The sequence below is a fragment of the Pseudomonas sp. IT-P12 genome (assembly GCF_949767465.1).
Lineage (GTDB): Bacteria > Pseudomonadota > Gammaproteobacteria > Pseudomonadales > Pseudomonadaceae > Aquipseudomonas.
Genome location: NZ_CATKPY010000011.1, coordinates 425,578 through 442,680 on the forward strand (window position 1 = coordinate 425,578; position 17,103 = coordinate 442,680).

13 protein-coding genes are annotated in these 17,103 nt (G+C 63.6%); 2 read left to right on the plus strand and 11 right to left on the minus strand.

Annotation, left to right across the window (positions count from 1 at the left end; genetic code table 11):
- Nucleotides 1-119: 119 nt before the first annotated feature.
- From ACM6IM_RS05155 to glgA, 10 genes are all read right to left on the minus strand, one after another.
- Nucleotides 120-779, minus strand: coding sequence for a glycosyltransferase (locus ACM6IM_RS05155; protein ID WP_192307901.1), 660 nt, complete (start codon nucleotides 777-779; stop codon nucleotides 120-122).
- The gene (locus ACM6IM_RS05160; RefSeq protein WP_414864398.1) at nucleotides 776-1,375 is read right to left on the minus strand and encodes an SAM-dependent methyltransferase; all 600 of its coding nucleotides are present in this window, start codon (nucleotides 1,373-1,375) and stop codon (nucleotides 776-778) included. Before ACM6IM_RS05160 ends, ACM6IM_RS05155 begins: the two co-directional genes overlap by 4 nt.
- Complete coding sequence (locus ACM6IM_RS05165; protein ID WP_414864399.1) at nucleotides 1,372-2,130, minus strand: PIG-L deacetylase family protein; 759 nt, start codon at nucleotides 2,128-2,130, stop codon at nucleotides 1,372-1,374. The genes ACM6IM_RS05160 and ACM6IM_RS05165 overlap by 4 nt, the downstream gene beginning before the upstream one ends.
- Complete coding sequence (locus ACM6IM_RS05170) at nucleotides 2,127-3,116, minus strand: acyl-CoA dehydrogenase (protein ID WP_414864400.1); 990 nt, start codon at nucleotides 3,114-3,116, stop codon at nucleotides 2,127-2,129. Before ACM6IM_RS05170 ends, ACM6IM_RS05165 begins: the two co-directional genes overlap by 4 nt.
- 1 nt (nucleotide 3,117) lies before the next feature.
- Nucleotides 3,118-5,277, minus strand: coding sequence for a glycogen debranching protein GlgX (glgX, locus tag ACM6IM_RS05175; RefSeq protein ID WP_201192740.1), 2,160 nt, complete (start codon nucleotides 5,275-5,277; stop codon nucleotides 3,118-3,120).
- 154 nt (nucleotides 5,278-5,431) lie between these two features.
- Complete coding sequence (locus tag ACM6IM_RS05180; RefSeq protein ID WP_192307906.1) at nucleotides 5,432-5,758, minus strand: DUF2934 domain-containing protein; 327 nt, start codon at nucleotides 5,756-5,758, stop codon at nucleotides 5,432-5,434.
- Nucleotides 5,759-5,762: 4 nt separating this feature from the next.
- Nucleotides 5,763-8,546, minus strand: a complete 2,784-nt coding sequence (locus ACM6IM_RS05185) for a malto-oligosyltrehalose synthase (RefSeq protein ID WP_414864401.1) — start codon at nucleotides 8,544-8,546, stop codon at nucleotides 5,763-5,765.
- Nucleotides 8,543-10,621 carry a 4-alpha-glucanotransferase gene (malQ, locus tag ACM6IM_RS05190; protein WP_414864402.1) on the minus strand — a complete coding sequence of 693 codons (2,079 nt, stop codon included), beginning with the start codon at nucleotides 10,619-10,621 and terminating at the stop codon, nucleotides 8,543-8,545. Before malQ ends, ACM6IM_RS05185 begins: the two co-directional genes overlap by 4 nt.
- Complete coding sequence (gene treZ, locus ACM6IM_RS05195) at nucleotides 10,618-12,414, minus strand: malto-oligosyltrehalose trehalohydrolase (RefSeq protein ID WP_414864403.1); 1,797 nt, start codon at nucleotides 12,412-12,414, stop codon at nucleotides 10,618-10,620. The genes malQ and treZ overlap by 4 nt, the downstream gene beginning before the upstream one ends.
- Before the next feature lie 13 nt (nucleotides 12,415-12,427).
- Nucleotides 12,428-14,014 (minus strand): glycogen synthase GlgA, encoded by a 1,587-nt coding sequence (gene glgA / locus ACM6IM_RS05200; protein WP_192307910.1) that lies wholly within the window; start codon nucleotides 14,012-14,014, stop codon nucleotides 12,428-12,430.
- Nucleotides 14,015-14,570: 556 nt separating this feature from the next.
- Between glgA and ACM6IM_RS05205 the strand changes: the two genes are divergently transcribed.
- Nucleotides 14,571-15,383 (plus strand): crotonase/enoyl-CoA hydratase family protein, encoded by an 813-nt coding sequence (locus ACM6IM_RS05205; protein WP_192307911.1) that lies wholly within the window; start codon nucleotides 14,571-14,573, stop codon nucleotides 15,381-15,383.
- Nucleotides 15,384-15,390: 7 nt separating this feature from the next.
- Nucleotides 15,391-16,221 carry an NAD(+) diphosphatase gene (gene nudC, locus ACM6IM_RS05210; RefSeq protein ID WP_414864404.1) on the plus strand — a complete coding sequence of 277 codons (831 nt, stop codon included), beginning with the start codon at nucleotides 15,391-15,393 and terminating at the stop codon, nucleotides 16,219-16,221.
- Here nudC and ACM6IM_RS05215 read toward each other — a convergent pair.
- Nucleotides 16,189-16,968, minus strand: coding sequence for a TSUP family transporter (locus ACM6IM_RS05215; RefSeq protein WP_201192721.1), 780 nt, complete (start codon nucleotides 16,966-16,968; stop codon nucleotides 16,189-16,191). The genes nudC and ACM6IM_RS05215 overlap by 33 nt on opposite strands.
- Nucleotides 16,969-17,103: the final 135 nt, after the last annotated feature.

A 17,103-nucleotide genomic window follows, 5' to 3' on the forward strand; every position in this document is an offset into this window, starting at 1 on the left:
GCTACGTCCTTGTTATGGTTGATAGCAATGTGCCGCGCTCCGTACCTTGGATTGCAGCGTGCAAGAGTATTGCTCAAGTCAGGCTATTCGTCGCGTGCTTGTTCGTTCCAGTTAGTTTTTTATCCGCTGCGCGCCAGGTCGGACAGGTAGTCGCCAAAGCCGCCCCGGGCCCGGCTGTCCAGGCGTGCGCTGGTGAGCACCTGAGGACGTTGGCTCCACGCAATCGTCGCGCCGCAGCGCTCCAGCTGACGCACCAGTTGCACGTCTTCATCGCACGCCAGGGGCTCGAAACCGCCGGCGCGCCGGTACGCCTCGGCGCTGATACCCAGGTTGGCCCCGTGAATATGCCGGTGGCCGTCACGCTGCTGATAATGCTGGTGGTAGCGGATCTGCGCCGACTCGTCGAACGACTCGTCCCACGTCTCCACGGTCACCGTGCCGCACACCGCATCCACGTCGAGCGCCAGTTGTGCCACCAGCCAGTCATGGGCCACCCGACTGTCGGCGTCGGAGCAGGAAATCCAGCGCACCCCGCGTTCCAGCAGAAATCGTGCCCCGGCCGCACGGGCCTGGCCGACATTGCGTGCCTCGATTTCCAGGCAATGAACCGGATAACTGCCGGCGATGGCCAAGGAGCGATCGGTGCAACTGTCCAGCACCACCAGCACTTCGACCGCCTCACCGCCCAGCGACTCGTGCTGCGCGGCGCGCAGGGCCGCTCGAAGACAGTCTTCAAGCAGCGCTTCCTCGTTGTGCGCCGGGATCAGGATGCCAATCATCGCAAACCCTCCAGCGTAGCTACGGAGCGCGGTTCGCGACTCCACAGTTCGAGGATGAAATCGGCTTCCTGATGCAGGACCAGGCGCGCCAGGTGCAGGTGTTCGTGCAGAAGGTCGTGTACCTGCCGGGCGTTCAGGGGGCAGCCCTCGATCGGAGGGCGCCAGTGGCACGCCAGTAACTGACCATCGGCGGTCAGCGATTGCGTAGCCTGCTGGATCAAGTGCCTGAGGTCTTCGGCATCCAGGTAGTAGCCGATTTCGCTGAGCACGATCAGGTCGAACTGTTCTTTCGGCCAGTCGCCGGGCAAGCGGCTGTGGCGCACTTCGGCATGCTCGAACAGGCTCAGGCGGGTGCGGGCCAAGGTCACGGCGGCGGCTGCGGTGTCGCAACAGAGCAGGCGATCGCAGCGGCCCGCCAGTTCCGCGCTCAACTCACCGTTGGCGCAGCCTGGCTCGAAAATCGAGCGGTAGCGCGCACGGGGCAGGGCGGCGAGGGTGATCGCGCGTTTGCGTTGTTCGTACCAGCGCTGGCGGAACGCCCAGGGGTCTTCGCTGCCAGCGAACAAGCCGTCAAAATAGCGATCCTCGACACTCATACAAATACCACCTCGAACGGTTGCAGCAAGCGCTCGATCACATAGGGCGCCAGCACCGGCGGCAAGCCGATCTGCGGATCGCCCTCCAACTGGCTGGCAAAGGCGTGAATCGCGTGGCGTTTGCGTGCCACCTGCGCCGGCGACAGGAGAATTTTGCGCGCCCGCTGCCAGGGCACCAGGCGGTCTTCGGGCGTTGCCCAGTGCCAGGTCCAGACCGGCAGCTCGTGCACGGTTGCGCCAACCCGTTGCGCGGCGGCAACCGTTGCGCGCCCGACCGCTTCGTGATCGCAATGTCCGTCCTCGCGCCACGTGGTGAACACCACGTCCCCGGGGTGAAGGTGTCGTTCGATGAAGTCGAGCAGCTGGGTTTCCCGTGCAGCGACCTGACTGTCGGCAAAACCGCCACGCAGCCATTTGAGTTGATGCAGGGGCAGGCCGAGCCGGCGCAGCGCTTCGGCCGACTCTTGCGGGCGGACCACACTCAGGCGTTCCACCGGCCAGCGCCGGGAGCCGGGGTGACTGGCGCTGCCATCGGTGACCGAGATCAGTTGCAACGGCCGGTCGGCGGCGGCCAACAGTTGCAGCAAGCCGCCGCAGCCGAGCACTTCGTCGTCCGGGTGCGGTGCCACGATCACCGCGCGTGAGCCGGCCGGCACCAGGTCGAGGATATCGATGACCGGCACGTGTGCCAGGTGGCTGGAGGTTTGCCACCGGTGCAGGGGCGTGCCCTGGCCGACGATGGGATTGGCTTTCATAACGTCCATGTGTCCGGGAGGATGTGCAGGCCGAGGGCGGCCAGGTCGCGTTCGGCGTGGCTTTGGCGAAGGAATACCGGCAGGTCGGCGCTCAGGCGAGCGAACTGTGGATCCTTGCAATACGGACCGGCGCCGAGGGCGTGACCCACATGGCGCAGCACCTGTTCTGCGGCGTCCTCGACCACTGCGCGGACACGTCGCGCCAGGCGTTCGGCGTCGTCCTGCGGAGCGGCGTCGATGCCGTTGGCGCTGCAACGCAACACCGTCGCCGCCGCATGCAGGGCACTGTCGACCGCCCCCAGGTGGGCGAGGGCATGAGGTTCCTCGCGCCGGGAGCAATGACTGCGCAAACGTTCGGCGAGGCTCTGCGCCGCGCCGTACCAGCACGCGGCAATACCGATGCCGCCTTGCCAGAAGCCAGGGCGCCGCAGATAGTCACCCGGGTTGCCGATGGCCTGGCCTTCGGCGCCGTCGAACAGCACGTCGACGCTGCCGGTAGCCCCCATGCCCACCGCTTGCCAGCCTTGAGCGCTGAGGGTGACCCCGGGTTGGTTCAGTGCCACCGCAACCAGTTGCTGGCGATCCTGTTCGTCCCACGCCGTCAGCAGCGCGTGGCTCAGGACCGCCGCACCGGAACACCAGGCCTTGCGCCCGTGCAAGGTCAACCCGCGACCCTGGGCCGAGACCCGCAGCCTGGCGTCCGGCGGCTCGGCCGCCCACATGCCCCAGGTGCTGGCGGCCGTCGGCGTTCCACCCAGTTGCGCCATGATCGCCAGCGCGTCGGTATGGCCCTCGTACAGCTTGCACAACCCCAGGTCATGCCCGCCGACGCTGGCCAGGCCCTGAAAACGCTCCAGCGTGCGCCCGCTGCCCGGTAGCGGCAGTTGGTCGAGACGCGCTTCGACCAGTGCCCGCAGGCACCGGCCTAGCGCTTCTGTGTCGGGATACTCCGGCGGCCGCCGCCGAAGAAATGCCTCAAGTTCCATTTCACTCCTCTTCCTCATGCTGCAATTCAAACAGCAGCAGCGAACGCCCGGTCACCGAATACTCATGGCCGAACTCGAAGCGCTCCTGGCCACGGATCGACGGTTGGTTGGTGTCGACCATGCAGGTCCAGAAGCCACCGTCGGGCACCTGCGGCAGGGTGAAGTTGACGACGTCGTGGTGGGCGTTGACCACCAGCAGCAGCGTCGCATCGCCGCCCTTGCGACGGATGCCGGTCTCCTGGGCGCGCCCGTCGAGCAGCATGCCCAGGCATTTGCCGTGGGCATCTTCCCATTGCTCGGTGCTCATCTCGCTGCCATCCGGCGCCAGCCAGGTGACGTCCTTGACGCCGATGTCCTCGTTGTAACTGCCCACCAGGAAGCGGCCACGACGCAGGATCGGGTAGGCCAGGCGCAACTTGATCAGGCGCTTGACGAACTTGAGCAGGGCCTTGCCGTCTTCGCTCAGGTCCCAGTTGACCCAACCGATCTCGCTGTCCTGGCAATAGGCGTTGTTGTTGCCGTCCTGGGTGCGGGCGAACTCGTCGCCGGCTACCAGCATCGGCGTGCCCTGGGACAGCAGCAGCGTGGCGAAGAAGTTGCGCATTTGCCGGTGGCGCAACGCGTTGATTTCGGGGTCGTCGGTCGGGCCTTCGACGCCGTGGTTCCAGGACAGGTTGTTGTTGCTGCCGTCCTGGTTGTTCTCGTCGTTGGCTTCGTTGTGCTTGTCGTTGTACGACACCAGGTCGTTGAGGGTGAAACCGTCGTGGGCCGTGATGAAGTTCACCGACGCGTACGGGCGGCGGCCGCGCTGGTTGAACATTTCGCCCGAGGCGGTCATGCGGCTGGCAAAGTCGGCCAATTGGCCCTCGTCGCCTTTCCAGAATGCGCGCACGGTGTCGCGGAACTTGTCGTTCCACTCGACCCAGCCGGGTGGGAAACCACCGACCTGATAACCGCCGGGGCCGCAATCCCAAGGTTCGGCGATCATTTTCACCTGGCGCAGCACGGGGTCCTGACGGCAGGCGACCAGAAAGCTGTGGCGCTCATCGAAACCATCGTGATAGCGCCCCAGAATGGTCGCCAGGTCGAAGCGGAAACCGTCGACGTGCATTTCCGTGGCCCAGTAGCGCAACGAATCGGTGACCATTTGCAGTACGCACGGATGACTCAGGTCCAGGGTATTGCCGGTGCCGGAATCGTTGATGTAGAAGCGCTTGTCGTCGGGCATCAGGCGGTAGTACGAGGCATTGTCGATGCCGCGCATGGACAGGGTCGGCCCTTGCTCGTTCCCTTCGGCGGTGTGGTTGTAGACCACGTCGAGGATTACTTCGAGGTTGGCTTCGTGCAGGTGCGCGACCATTTCCTTGAACTCGGCGATCTTGCCGCTGGCCAGGTAACGCGGGTCAGGGGCAAAGAACGCGATGCTGTTGTAGCCCCAGTAGTTGGTCATGCCCTTGTGCAGCAGGTGCTGGTCATTGACGAAAGCGTGAATCGGCAGCAGCTCGACGGACGACACGCCCAGCTTGCGGATGTGTTCCAACACGTCATCGACCATCAAGCCGGCGAAGGTGCCGCGTACGTTTTCCGGCACCGACGGGTGACGCATGCTGATGCCGCGCACATGGGTTTCGTAAATGATCGTCTTGTCCCACGGCACGCTGACGCGGTGGTCGTGGCCCCAGGTGTGTGCCGGATCGATCACCTTGCATTTGGGCACGAAGGGCGCGCTGTCGCGCTCGTCGAAGCTGAGGTCGGCGTCCGGGTGGCCGATGGTGTAGCCGAACAGCGCTTCGGACCACTTCAATTGGCCGACCAGTTGTTTGGCATAGGGGTCGATCAACAGCTTGTTGTGGTTGAAGCGATGGCCGTTCGCCGGATCGTACGGACCGTACACACGGTAGCCGTAAATCAGCCCCGGGTGGGCGTCGGGCAGGTAACCGTGGTAGATCTCGTCGGTGTATTCAGGCAGCTCGATGCGTTCGAGTTCGACTTCGCCGGCATCATCGAAGATGCACAGTTCGACCCGGGTGGCGTTGGCGGAAAACAACGCGAAGTTGACGCCCAGGCCATCCCAGGTGGCGCCCAGCGGGAAGGGCAGGCCTTCGCGGATTCTCGAAGGCTCGGCGAGCGGTTCTGGCGCGGATTTTTTTGCACTGCTCATAGAGGCTCCTGCAAGGGCGGGTCATTAATGTGCTTCTGGCTCCCGACGCAGCCCTTAGGGTCCGGACAGGGTTGAACACTCTTTTTTCGGGACGAACGCGTTCACGGTGGCGAGTAGGCTCGCCACGATCGATTCACAACATTCTCGGGAAGCGTCAGACCGCAGGCGGTTTACGCGCAGCGCGAGGTTTTTTCTCCGCCGGTTTTTCTCCGGGCGGGACCACCTTTGCTGCGGCAGCCGGCTTGGCCTTGGCTTTGGTTTTTGGCTCGGCTGCCTTGCCGTTGGCTACCTTGCCCGTGGCGGCCTTGGTGCCCGGCGTTTTGCTGCCGGTGGCCTTGGGCGCTTTCTTTGGGGCCAGGGCTTCGGCTTCGGCCAGCTTGCGCGCCATTTCCCAATGCCGGGCTTCGTGGCCTTCGGGTTTGCCTTCCGACTCCCAGATCTGATAGGCAAATTCGCGAATGCGTTTATCGTCGGTACTCATCGCTCTACTCCTGAACTGCACTCAAAGATTGGATAAAGAGATTGACCGGGAAATCTCCCAGCGCAGCGCCAATCATCAGCTCCTTGTGGTGTGTGACTGCGACGCTTGCAAAAAGTCCCTTCAGATTTTCCTCGCGGGTGGTAAACGGTAACCTGACCCGCGTATCGCCCCACTGCAGCGCGCCAACCCGGGGGTCGGCAGCGTTTTTCAGCAACTCTGCACAGCGGATCGGCACGATCACGATGACCCGCTGACGCCCGAGTGTCCGCGCAAAAGCCAGCACCCGATGCGCCTCGCTGCCGACCACTTCCAGCGCTTCATACGTGCCGCGGCTAAACAGCTCGGCATGCTCGGCGCGCAGGTTCAAGGTGCGCGCAATCAGGGTTTGCTTGATACGCCCGTCGCGCCAGTTCGTCAGCAGGTCGGCCAGCGAGTGATGGCTGGCCAGGGACTGCTCGCGGCTGGCGTAATCCACCGGGCGGCGGTTGTCCGGATCGACCAGCGAGAAGTCCCAGTACTCGTTGCCCTGATAAAGGTCCGCAATGCCCGGCACGGTCATGCGCAGCAAGGTTTGCGCCAGACTGTTCAGGGCGCCTGGAACGGCGATGGACATCGCCGCCTTGCCGAGCGCCGCACGTAACAATTCCCCTTCGGGACTGAGCAGCAGGCGTTCGAGAAATTGCCGGGTCGCCTGTTCGTAAGCGTCGTTGGGCGCGCTCCAACTGCTCTGCAATTTGGCCTCGCGCAGGGCCTTCTGCTGCCACTGCCAGACCCTTTGAGTGTAGCCCTCCAAGCCTGCGCGATCGTCACTGTGCAGGTCCAGTGGCCAGCTGCCGAGCAACGCTTGATAGAGAATCAGTTCATCGCCGGACGTTGGCATCAGGTCGTCGTCGCGCAACGGCCGGGCTAGGGCTTGCCATAGCGGCACCTGTTCGGCGAACCAGGCGCTGCGCTCGCTCAACACCGCCAGCCTGGCGCGGGTGTCTTCGCCACGCTTGTGGTCGTGGGTCGCGGTGGCCAGCAGGTTGTCGGGGAACGCGTGCAGTCGATTGAGGCAATCGGCATGGAAGTCGGCCACCGGGGCGCTGAACTGTTCAGTGCTGAAACCCACGTCATTGCGCGACAGCAGCACCGCTGAACGATAGAACGCAGTGTCTTCCACGGCTTTCGCCGCCGCTGGCGAAGTCAGCTGCTGGAAGCGCACGCAGGCATGCCTGAGAATTTTGCGCGAGCGCCCCCGTGGCCGTTGGCGCCAACGCTCGCCGCCCAGCCATCGCGCCAGGCAATCGAGTACTGGCCAGTCCGCTTCGCCAAGCGTCTGGCGGGCGCCGTCCATGGCCTGCTGGAAAAACCTTTCGTCCTGCTCGGATCGACCACAGGGGCTGATGTAGGTGCGGTAAACCGGGAAGTGCACGATCAGTGCCTGCAACGCCCGGCGAATCGCCCCGAGGGTCAGGTCACGGGTCATCAGGTCGTCCCGGGCCACTTGCAACAGGGCCTGGGCGACGCTTTCGAAATCACCGGCCAGCGAGCCGTTGAGAATTTGCTGGCGCGCCAGTTGCGCTTCCTGGCGGAAGTCGGCCGGCCGTTCGCTGTAGCGCTGCCACAGTTCGCCCAGCGTGTGAGCCCCGGCGGGATCGTGCTGCAGCAATGACAACTGGTTCATGAATTCGTAGCCGGTGGTGCCATCCACCGACCAGTCACGGTGCAGGGTTTCGCCTTCGCCAAGGATTTTCTCGACATAGATCGGCAAGTGCCGATCGGGAGAAAGGCTGTCGACCCGGCGTCGAAGCTTGCGGCAATAACGGCGTGGATCGGCCAGGCCGTCAATGTGGTCGATGCGCAGGCCGTCGATCAGGCCCTGGGCGATCAGCTCGAAGATTTTCGCGTGGGTCGCTTCGAACACCGCCGGACGCTCGACACGCAGGCCACCGAGTTCGTTGACATCGAAAAAGCGCCGCCAGTTGATGTCGTCCGCTGCCGTGCGCCAACTGGCGAGTCGGTAACTTTGCTGCTCAAGCAGTCGGTGCAGGCGCTGGAAACCTTCTGGCGTCAGTGAATCGTAGCCCTTGAGGTTCTGCTCGATGACCTGCAGCACCGCCGGATCGCCGGCCAGTTCCCGCAACTCGTTTTGCAAGGGCTTCGCCAGGCCATGGGCATCGGTCTGGTAGCTCAGGGTGCTGAAACGCTCGGCCAGCGCCTTGAGACCCTCGTGATCGGCTCTGAGCAGTTCGCCATAGCTCATCGGGCAGATCGGAAAGTGGTGCTCGTAATGCTCGACGTAAAACGCTCCCCGTTGCGCATCGAAGCGCAAGGGCAGGGTGCCTTCTTGCAAGGCGACGCCGTAATCGCTGCCAAGAAACGGCAGCAGCAGCTGGCCTTCCATCATCGGATCGGGCGAATGCCATTGGATGTCGAAGAACTCGCCGTAGGGGCTCAAGCGGCCCCATTCCAGCAGGTCCAGCCACCATGGGTTGTCGCCGCCCCCGACGGCCATGTGATTGGACACGATGTCGAGGATCAGCCCCATGTCGTGCGCGCGCAACGCCTCGACCAGACGCCGAAGCGCCGCTTCGCCACCCAGTTCCGGGTTGACGCTGGTCGGGTCCACCACGTCGTAGCCGTGCATCGACCCGGCTCTGGCACTCAGCAAGGGCGAGGCGTAGACATGGCTGATGCCGAGGCTGGCGAAATACGGCACCAGTGGCACCGCCTGGTCGAGGGTGAAGCCTTTATGAAATTGCAGGCGCAGGGTCGCCCGCAAGGGTCGGATGTCGGGCGTGCTCATCGGTCACGCTCGGCAGCTTGAAGGCGCGCACAGGCGAGCAGTTCCAGGCGCCGCGCGGCGTCCTCGCCATCGAGCAGTGTTTCGCTGTCGCCCGGCAGGCGTCGCGACCAGTTCGGGTGGGTATTGACGGTGCCAGGCAGGTTCGCCTGCTGTTCGATGCCCAAGGCATCCTCCAGCGGCAGCAGGACCAGCGGCGCACGCGTGTGGCCGAGAAAACGAATCGCCGCATCCAGCACCTGGTCGGTTTCCTGATGCTCTTCGCGAAAGTTTTGCGGGTCCTCGCTCAGCACCCTGCGCAGGCCTTCGCGTTCGCGTTCGCGGTATTGGCGCCAGTCGATCTCGCCTTGGGCATCGACCAGCCCCAACCGGGCGTTCCAGTCGATGTCGCGGCCATGCCACCAGCCATTGAGCGTCGGCAGGTCGTGAGTGCTGGTAGTGGCCAGCGCGCTGTCTGGCCAGTCGAGGATCGGCTTGAAGTGCGCGTTGTCCTGTTGGAACAGCATCACGCGCATGCCCAGGATCGAGCGGGCGGTGAGTTTGTCGCGCAGTCCATCCGGCACCGTGCCCAGGTCCTCGCCGAGGACGATGGCCTGATGACGGTGGGATTCCAGCGCCAGCAAACGCAGCAGGTCGTCGAGCGGGTAATAAAGATAGGCGCCATCGGCGGGCGGCGAACCATTGGGAATCACCCACAGCCGTTGCAGGCCCATGACGTGATCGATGCGCAGACCGCCGGCGTGGGCGAAGTTGGCCCTGAGCATTTCGATGAAGGCGCGAAAACCGTTGCGCACCAGGCCTTCGGGCGAAAATGCGGAAATCCCCCAGCCCTGGCCCGTGCGATTGAGGATGTCCGGCGGTGCACCTACGGTGAGGGACGCCAACAATTCATCCTGACGGCTCCAGGCCTGGCTGCCACCGCCATCGGCCCCCACGGCCAGGTCGGCGATCAGGCCTATGCTCATGCCGCTGCTGCGCGCCGCCGCCTGCGCCCGCTCCAGGCAACGGGTTATCAGCCATTGGCAGAAGGCGAAGAAACCGATGCGTCCGGCGTTTTCTTCGGCAAACGCCGCCAGGGCCGCACTGCGCGGGTCACGCCACTGTTCGGGCCACTCCCGCCAGTCGAGGCGTTCGCCCCTGGCGGCGAGGGTTTCCTGGATCGCTTCGAAGCGGCAATGGTTTTCCAGGGCTTCGCCGGCGGCATGCCGATAGCTGCTGAAATCGGCGTGCAGAGGGTGCTCACCCTGCACGAAGCCTTCGTACAAAGCCTGCAGTAAACGGTGTTTGGCTTCGGCCGCAACGGGCCAGTCGATCAGTGGCAGCTCTTCGAGGTGCTTGAGCTCTGCGGCCAGCCCGGTGCTGTCGATCGCCGCGCGCATGGCCCGTTCGCCCAGTATGGCGCCAGGGGCGGCATACAGGCTGTTGAGGAACAGGCGACTGGAGGGCGAGTAAGGGCTGTAACGCTGGGTGTCGCTGCTGAACATCGCATGCAGCGGACTGATCGCCACCGCTTCGGCCCCTCGTTCGCCCGCCACCCGGACCAGGTCTTCCAGTGCCTGGGTGTCGCCGAAACCGCCATCGCCGGGGCGGCGCAGTGAGTACAGCTGCACGCTCAGGCCCCAGGCGCGCGGGATCGGGTTGTCGACCGCATCGCCGACGCTGTAGCAGCGGTTCGGTGCCACGGCCAGCGTGAAGGACTGGCCGTCGATGTCGACGTGCTGATAACCGACCGGTATCAGGCCGGGAAGCACGGCGTCGGCGTTGAGTTTCAGATTGAGTCGGGCGCCGTCTTCGAGGTGGATTTCGCAAGGCGTTTCAGGTTGGAAGTAACGCGACAGATCCAGGCCGCTGCCGAAGTCGACGGTCAGCAGGGGCGGCAGGTGTCGGGTCTGTTGAACCTGTTGCAGTTCGAGCAGGCTGGCGTCGATTTCCTGGGCGCTGCCAGCGGGGTGTCCCAGTCCGGTCAGGACGTTGCGCAGTACCGCCGGCGCGACTTTTTGCGGACGGCCGTTGGCGTCGATCCAGTCCACCGCCAGGCCCGCGTGGGTGGCCAGTATTTCAAGTTGCGCATCACTCATTGACGCTCTCCGTCCGGGGGTAGCAAAGGGGCTGCGGCCGTGAGACTGACTAGCGCGCAATACGGGGCAAGCGTGCCCTGGTTCAGCAGGTCGACGGACTGTGGCGGATGTTCGAACAGCACCACGGCGTCGGCCTGTGGGGAGTGGACCACCGGCTTGTCGCCGAGGTTCAGGTCGATTCGCAGCTGGCTGCCGTTGCCCAGTCGCCAGCGCGCCGACACCGCTCCAACCCCCAGGACGTCCGTGCCCAGTGCCTGTGTGCCGGGCAGGTGGGCAATGATCTGTTCGTGGCGGATCCGCAACAGTTGGCGGTACAACCGTTCACAATCCGAGCTGTGCGCTGTCGACCGTTGCGGCCGCGAGGCTTCAAAGGTCTCCGCTGCATTGGGGTCGGGAATCTGCTCGCGTTTGTGTGGGTCGGCAAACGCGCTGAACGCGGCAAACTCGTTTCGGCGTCCTTCACGCACCAGCTTTGCCAGTTCGCCGTGGTGGCTGGTGAAAAACAGGAAGGGTTGTTCGGCCGCGAACTCATCGCCCATGAACAGCAACGGGATCATCGGTGACAGCAGCAACAGCGCTGTCGCGGCTTTCAGGGCGTCGGGGTGGGCCAGTTGGTGCAAGCGTTCGCCAAACGCGCGATTGCCGATCTGGTCATGGTTCTGCAGGAACAGCACGAACGCAGTGGGGGGCAAGTGAGCGCTGTATTCGCCACGGGCCTCGCCATGGCGATTGATGTGCCCCTGAAACACGAAACCCTGGCTCAGGCAGCGGGCCAGTTGCTGCGTCGGGTTGTCGGCATAGTCGGCATAATAGGCATCGGTTTCCCCGGTCAGCAGCACATGCAAGGCGTTGTGGCCGTCGTCGTTCCACTGCGCGTCGTAGCCTTGCTCGAGCAAACTGGCCTGGTTGTGTTCGTTCTCGACGGTGAGCCAGACGTGTCGCGCCGGGTCGACCTGGTCGCGCACCTGTCGGGCCAGTTCCTGGAGGAAGTCCGGGCTCTCGATGGCATGCACCGCATCGAAACGCAGGCCGTCGAAACGGTATTCCAGCAACCACATCAGCGCGTTTTCGATGAAGAAGTCGCGCACCTCGCGCTGCTGAAAGTCAATGGCCGCCCCCCAGGGCGTGTGCCGGTCCTCATTGAAGAAGCCCTTGGCGTAACGGTGCAGGTAATTGCCGTCCGGGCCGAAGTGGTTGTAGACCACGTCGAGGATCACCGCGAGGCCATGGCCGTGGGCGGTGTCGATCAGGTGCTTGAGTTGTTCGGGGCTGCCATAGGAGGCCTGGGGCGCAAAGGGCAGCACGCCGTCGTAGCCCCAGTTGCGCTCACCGGGAAATTGCGCGATGGGCATCAATTCGATGGCGGTGATCCCCATCTCCACCAGGCGCGCCAGATGCTGTTCGACTGCGCTGAAACCGCCCAGCGCCCCGACATGCAATTCGTAGATCACCGCTTCGTTCCACGGTCGCCCCAGCCAATGGCTGTTCTGCCAGGCATAGGCGAGGGGGTCGACCACGATGCTGCGCCCCGAAATGTCACCCTCCTGCGCCCGGGAAGCGGGGTCGGGCACTTCGATCTCGCCATCGATGTTGTAGCGGTAACGCGTGCCCGCTTCGCAGCGGGTTTTAATCACGAACCAGCCATCAGCCTGAGGCAGCAGCGGCAAGGATTGTCCATTTTCCAGTTCGACACTGACAAAAAACGCATCGGGCGCCCACAAGGCAAAACGCGTATGTTCTGCGTCCAGCATGATTGCGCCGTGGGGCCAGGTCTCAAGGGTCCGTAACGGCATTGCTGAAAACCTCTTACTGTTTGTGCGATTTCCCCAGGGCCTTGGCGACCAGTTGTTCGTAGAGCTCGGCGTAGGGTTCCACCGCCTTGCACCAGTTGAACGGAGCGGCCATGGCGCGGCAGCGCATGGCGTTGAGCAGGCCCGGGAAGGCAAACACCTTGAACGCCCGGCTCAGGGCTTCCTGGTAACTCTCCACGGTGGATTCGTCGAACAGGAAACCGGTCACGCCGTTTTCGATGGTGTCGGCCAGGCCGCCGGTATTGCGTGCCACCGGCAACGACCCGAAGCGCTGGGCGTACATCTGGCTCAGGCCGCAAGGCTCGTAACGCGAAGGCATCAGCAGGAAATCGCTGCCGGCGAACATGCGCCGGGCATCCGTTTCGTTGAAGCCGATGCGCACCCCGATCTGCCCGGGAAAACGCAGGGCCAGTTCGCGCATGGCTTGTTCTTCTTCCGGCTCGCCACGACCGATGATCGCGATCTGCCCGCCGGATTTGACGATGTATTCGGACACGGCTTCGGTCAGGTCCAGGCCTTTCTGGTAGACCAGGCGCGAGACCACGGCAAACAGAGGGCCCTCGGAATCGTCCAGGCCGAACAGCTCGCGCACGTGCGCGGCGTTCACCGCCTTGCCCTCCCAGTCACCGATGGCGAAGGGGCGGAACAGGTGCGAGTCGGTGGCCGCGTCCCAGCTCTCATCGATCCCGTTGGGAATGCCGCTGAGCAGGCCTTGCTGGGTCTTGGCGGCGAGAAAACCGTCGAGGCCGCAGCCGAACGCCGGGGTGGTGATTTCCTGGGCGTAGGTGGCACTGACCGTGGTGATGTGGCTCGAATAGGCCATGCCGGCCTTGAGGAACGACATCTTGCCGTAGAACTCCATGCCTTCCTGTTGCAGGGCGTGGGTGGGGATCCCCAGCTCCGGGCAGGAGCCCAGGCTGGTCACGCCCTGGTAGGCGAGGTTGTGAATGGTGAACAGTGTCGGCGTGCGCTGCCCGCGCCAGTGCATGTAGGCGGGGGCCAGGCCGGCGGGCCAGTCGTGGGCGTGTACCAGGTCAGGGCACCAGTGAATCTGCGCGAGGTTGGCGGCGATGTCGGCAGCCGCCAGGCCCAGGCGGGCGAAACGAATGTGGTTGTCCGGCCAGTCGCGGCCGTTGTTGGCGCCGTAGGGCGAACCCTCGCGCTCGTAGAGCTCAGGACAGATCAACACGTAGATGACCAGGCCGTCGGGCATGTCCATGCGTCCGATCTTGCAGGGCGGCAAGGCGGCGTGGCCACCCAGCTCACCGATGATATGGATCGGGTTCTCGCTGTGCAGCACTTGCGGGTAACCGGGGATCAACACCCGCACATCGTGCAAATGCGCCATCGCCCGGGGCAGTGCGGCGGACACATCGCCGAGGCCGCCGGTCTTGACCAGGTCGGCGATTTCCGAGGTGACGAACAGCACTTTCTTTCGATTGGGATTCTGACTGGCCACCGGTGTCAGTGTCCGGGTGCCCGGGACGCTGATCGATTGGGCACTCGGGGTGCTCGCGGTGCTCGATTCCCCGACCGGCTGATGAGCACGCTCTCCCTGAATATCTAATGCCGCACTTATCATCTGAGTCTCCCGTGTTGTTGATCTATTTCCAAATCTTGCAAACGGTGCTTCGCGGCCAATTCCTCTGGCCAGGCACAAGTACACAGCGCAGTGGCAAGCAAGTGCTGGCCATGCGTCCAAGCAGATTGGCTGGAGTGGACGTTGCAAGGAATGCACCAGTCGCAACGCACCTACCTGTCAGATGACCGGCCATGAATGGCAAAAGTTTCGATTTTTTTTGCCTGTTGTGACCGACCGGTTTTGCCCCGCGAAAATGAGTCTAGGCCAGAACTTAGAGCGGTGAATGGCAGATAGCAAAATTGTTCGACAATCGGTCCGAAGCGGTACGAACGTGCCGGATCGAGCCGTAAATGTTCCGACGAAGTGCATGTTTTTCTGCAAAACGGCCACAAAAAGTCACTATGGCGTCACATGGATGTGCAGGGGCAAAAGTGCCCGCGCACCCTGGTGGTGCACCCGCAGGTCCCGTTTTTGGCCGAAGCGCTGCCTGACGGTGAGCGGGGCTGCCTTGTTATAGTTCGGACCTCATTTTTGCCGGCAGGAAAGGATCACAGTCATGTCCCAATACAGCGCGTTCACCGTCGAACTGGCAGATAAAATTGCCCATGTGCAAATCAACCGCCCGGAAAAGATCAATTCGATGAACGCCGCGTTCTGGAGCGAAATCATCGAGATCTTCCAGTGGGTCGACGACACCGATGAAGTGCGCGTGGTGGTGCTCAGTGGCGCCGGCAAACATTTCTCCTCGGGCATCGACCTGATGATGCTGGCCGGCGTGGCCAATGAGCTGGGGAAGGACGTGGGCCGCAATGCGCGCCTGCTGCGGCGCAAGATCCTGGCGCTGCAGGCGTCTTTCAATGCGGTCGACAACTGCCGCAAGCCCGTGCTCGCCGCGATCCAGGGGTACTGCCTGGGCGGTGCCATCGACCTGATCGCCGCCTGCGACATGCGCTACGCCGCCGAGGACGCGCAATTCTCGATCAAGGAAATCGACATCGGCATGGCCGCCGACGTCGGCACGCTGCAACGCTTGCCGCGGATCATCGGTGACGGCATGCTGCGAGAACTGGCTTACACTGGTCGCTCGTTCGGTGCCGAGGAAGCGCGCAGCATCGGCCTGGTCAATCGTGTCTACAGCGATAGCGCCAGCCTGCTCGACGGTGTCATGGGCATTGCCCGCGAGATCGCCAGCAAGTCGCCGATTGCTGTCAGCGGCACCAAGGAGATGATCAGCTACATGCGCGATCACCGCATCGACGACGGCCTTGAATACGTCGCCACGTGGAACGCTGCCATGCTGCAATCCACCGATTTGCGCGTGGCCATGGCCGCCCACATGAGCAAACAGAAACCCGATTTTGCGGATTGATTGAACAATGATTTCACGCTGGACCACCGCAGTACTGGACACCGATCAACCGGGCGGCCTGGCCGTTGCGCGCAGTCCCGAAGGCTTTCTGTTCGATGACAATGGCGCGCTGTTTCCGCGTGAATGGCTCAAGCGCCAGGACCTGTCGGTCATTGCCGAGCATGGCATCGGCCACCTGGATGGCGAGCCGGTGTTCCTGCTCGAACTGCGCAACGCCAGCGAAGTGCCCGGTTGCAACTGGAAAGGCCTGCGGGCGTTCATGCTCGAGGGCGACCACGTGGTCTACAAGGTGCTCGGTTATGCCGCGCAGATCGGCACCTGGGCCCGCGAGCACCGCTTTTGCGGTAACTGCGGGCAGGCGACACAGCAGGTCACCCTTGAGCGGGCGATGTACTGCGAACCCTGCGATTTGCGTTATTACCCACGCATTTCGCCGAGCATGATCGTACTGATCACCCGCGGCGATGAAATTCTGCTGGCGCGTTCACCGCGGTTCGTCACCGGGGTCTACAGCACCCTGGCGGGGTTTGCCGAGCCCGGCGAGTCGGCCGAGGATTGCCTGATTCGCGAGGTGCGCGAGGAAGTGCGGATCGAGGTCAGGAACATTCAGTACATGGGCAGCCAGTGCTGGCCGTTCCCGCACTCGATGATGCTGGGCTTTCACGCCGAGTACGCCGGTGGCGAGATCGTCTGCCAGGAAGACGAGATCGAGGACGCCCAGTGGTTCAACGTGCACGCGCTGCCGCCGTTGCCGGCGTCACGCTCGATTGCCCGATACCTGATCGACGTCTATGTGGCGCGTCGTCTAGGCCACGCTGAACCAGTGTTGCCAGGCTAGGCGCACGGTCAGGCCCAACACCACGGTGATGAACACCGGGCGAATGAATTTGGCGCCACCGCTGATCGCGGAGCGGGCGCCAAAGAAGGCACCAACCATCACCGACAGGCCCATGCTCAGGCCGATGATCCAGTCCACCTGCCCGGAAAACACGAACACCGACAGCGCCGCGATGTTGCTGACGAAGTTCATGCTGCGCGCCACGCCACTGGCCTTGACCAGATCGATGGGGTACATCAGCAGGCTGCTGACGGTCCAGAACGCGCCGGTGCCGGGGCCTGCCACGCCGTCGTAGAAGCCAAGGCTGAAGCCCTGGGTCGACTGCCATTTCTTCTTGATCGGCGCGTCGGCATCCAGCGGTGCTTTCGGCGTGCCACCGAACAATAGATAGATGCCGCAGGCGAACACGATCACCGGCAGCATCTTGTTCAGCCATTCGGCTGGCAGGTAATGCGCAACCACGGCGCCGGTCAGCGCACCCACCAGCGTGCCGACGATGGCATGCATCCACTGCCGGGGATGAAACAGCTTGCGCCGATAGAAGGTGAAACTGGCGGTGGCCGAACCGAAGGTCGAGCTGAGTTTGTTGGTGCCCAGCACCAGGTGGGGTGGCAGGCCGGCGGTCAACAGCGCCGGGGTGGTCAACAGGCCGCCGCCACCGGCAATGGCGTCGATGAAACCGGCAATGAAAGCGACAAGGGCCAGAATGGCCAGGGTGGTGAGGTCAACACTGAGTTCGAAAGGCATGGAATCGGCTTAAGTCGGCAGGGTGCAGGACATCGCTGCGGGAAGGCCGATATGTTACCTGTATCCAGACGTTGCGGCGACTGCTCCGGCCTGGCGTCGAAACGCCGCCCGGAGCCGGCCCGCTCCCCCTTGAAA

Coding starts and splice junctions, on each gene's coding strand:
- ACM6IM_RS05155 (WP_192307901.1), bottom strand. CDS start 779: ATGATTGGCATCCTGATCCCGGCGCACAACGAGGAAGCGCTGCTTGAA.
- malQ (WP_414864402.1), bottom strand. CDS start 10,621: ATGAGTGATGCGCAACTTGAAATACTGGCCACCCACGCGGGCCTGGCG.
- ACM6IM_RS05165 (WP_414864399.1), bottom strand. CDS start 2,130: ATGAAAGCCAATCCCATCGTCGGCCAGGGCACGCCCCTGCACCGGTGG.
- glgX (WP_201192740.1), bottom strand. CDS start 5,277: ATGAGCAGTGCAAAAAAATCCGCGCCAGAACCGCTCGCCGAGCCTTCG.
- glgA (WP_192307910.1), bottom strand. CDS start 14,014: ATGATAAGTGCGGCATTAGATATTCAGGGAGAGCGTGCTCATCAGCCG.
- ACM6IM_RS05160 (WP_414864398.1), bottom strand. CDS start 1,375: ATGAGTGTCGAGGATCGCTATTTTGACGGCTTGTTCGCTGGCAGCGAA.
- ACM6IM_RS05185 (WP_414864401.1), bottom strand. CDS start 8,546: ATGAGCACGCCCGACATCCGACCCTTGCGGGCGACCCTGCGCCTGCAA.
- ACM6IM_RS05215 (WP_201192721.1), bottom strand. CDS start 16,968: ATGCCTTTCGAACTCAGTGTTGACCTCACCACCCTGGCCATTCTGGCC.
- ACM6IM_RS05180 (WP_192307906.1), bottom strand. CDS start 5,758: ATGAGTACCGACGATAAACGCATTCGCGAATTTGCCTATCAGATCTGG.
- nudC (WP_414864404.1), top strand. CDS start 15,391: ATGATTTCACGCTGGACCACCGCAGTACTGGACACCGATCAACCGGGC.
- ACM6IM_RS05170 (WP_414864400.1), bottom strand. CDS start 3,116: ATGGAACTTGAGGCATTTCTTCGGCGGCGGCCGCCGGAGTATCCCGAC.
- ACM6IM_RS05205 (WP_192307911.1), top strand. CDS start 14,571: ATGTCCCAATACAGCGCGTTCACCGTCGAACTGGCAGATAAAATTGCC.
- treZ (WP_414864403.1), bottom strand. CDS start 12,414: ATGCCGTTACGGACCCTTGAGACCTGGCCCCACGGCGCAATCATGCTG.